Source organism: uncultured Campylobacter sp. (genome assembly GCF_938030815.1).
Classification (GTDB): domain Bacteria; phylum Campylobacterota; class Campylobacteria; order Campylobacterales; family Campylobacteraceae; genus Campylobacter_B.
Map to the genome: position 1 here is coordinate 1 of NZ_CALHII010000125.1, position 1,581 is coordinate 1,581.

Consider the following 1,581-nt stretch of genomic DNA (forward strand, 5'->3'; position numbering starts at 1 on the left):
CGGAATTTTCATCCGCTTTGGAGATTGAGTTTGTTTGAGCGCCCGGAATTTCATCTGTTTGAGCGGCGGAAATTTCACCCATTTGAGTACTTAAAATTTTGTTTTCGCCGTCGTTTGAAATTTCATCCACATCTCTGCTTTCGGGTGTGCTTGAAATTTTATCCGCCTCTTTGTCTTCGCAAGCGCGCAAATCCGCGCCGTCGCCGCGACTTTCGGCCTGATCGCCTCTGATGCCGTATCCTTCGCCCGCGCGATCTTTTAAATTTACCCCAACCGCCTCGCTTATGTTATTGAAGCCGTCTGCGCGCAAAAGCTCCGCTAGCCCCTCGTTGATCGATTTTGCGACGAACGGGCCTTTGAAGATAAAGGCGGTAAAAATTTGAACCAGGCTCGCGCCCGATTTGATGCGCTCATAGGCCTCCTGCGCGCTGTCTATGCCGCCGCAGCTGATTAGGACCGTGCGGCCGAAGAGCTCGTGAGCGACCTGTGCGAAAAGCTTTCGCGATTTTTCTGTGATCAGCCTACCGCTTATGCCGCCGAAGTCCCTAGCGTTGGGGCTTAGAGAATAATCGACGCTGGTGTTGTTTATGATGATGCCGCTTGCGCCGCTTTGCACCGCGCACTCGCACAGTGCGATCGCCTGATCCGCGCTCATATCGGGCGCCAGCTTTAAGACGAGCGGTCTGTTTGTGATTTTTTTCATCGCTCCGATCAGCTCGCTTATGAAGCTGTTTTCTTGCAAAGCGCGCAGATTTGGAGTGTTCGGCGAGCTTACGTTGATGATGAAAAAATCGCATAGCCCGTTAAATTTACGGCCCAAGGCTTCGTAATCGCTTAGCGCGTCCTCGTTCGAGGTGGCCTTATTTTTGCCGATATTTGCGGCGATCGGGATTTTAAAAGGATAAATTTTTCGCACGCGACGCTCGATAATATCGGCGCCTTCGTTGTTAAAGCCCATCGCGTTTTGAATACTTTCCTCTGCTACGAGGCGAAAAAGTCGCGGCTTTTCGTTGCCGCTTTGAGGGCGCGGCGTGAAGGTGCCAAAATCGATGTGCCCGAAGCCAAGAGCAGCCAGCGGCGCGATCATCGTGGCGTTTTTGTCGAAGCCGCCCGCGATACCTACGGGGTTATCGAAGCTGAGATTCCATATATTTTGAGTTAAAATTTCATCTTTATAAACGCCAAATTTTGCCAAAGCCTCAAGCCCGCCCGGAGTCGCATAAAGTGCGCGAAGTCCGAATTCTGCGATCTTGTGGGCGGTTTCTGGATCAAATCGAAAAAAGATCTTTTTCAGGGTATCATAATTCATAATTTTTCCTCAAATTTTGCGTAATGGTAGCTAAAATTTAATTAAATATAGATAAGGATTTCGCGCTGTATTTGCAATCTGCGGCGGTTAAATTTAATTTTAAAATTACGCGCTTAAATGCTGCGTAGAATTTCTACGGCTCGTCGCGACGATCTGAATTTACGCAGAAGTTTAAAGATGCGCGCCGCAAATTTTATAAATTTAGCCCGCCCGGGTACGTGCCGAAACGCGCGGTGTCCGTGGCACGGCTCGCGATGACGGGCATCGTACGC

General features: G+C 49.8%; 1 pseudogene. It reads right to left on the reverse strand.

Annotated elements, in window-relative coordinates:
• Positions 1-256: 256 nt before the first annotated feature.
• A pseudogene (locus Q0277_RS04530) lies at positions 257-1,309 on the reverse strand (quinone-dependent dihydroorotate dehydrogenase); the annotation flags it as partial.
• Positions 1,310-1,581 lie beyond the last annotated feature (272 nt).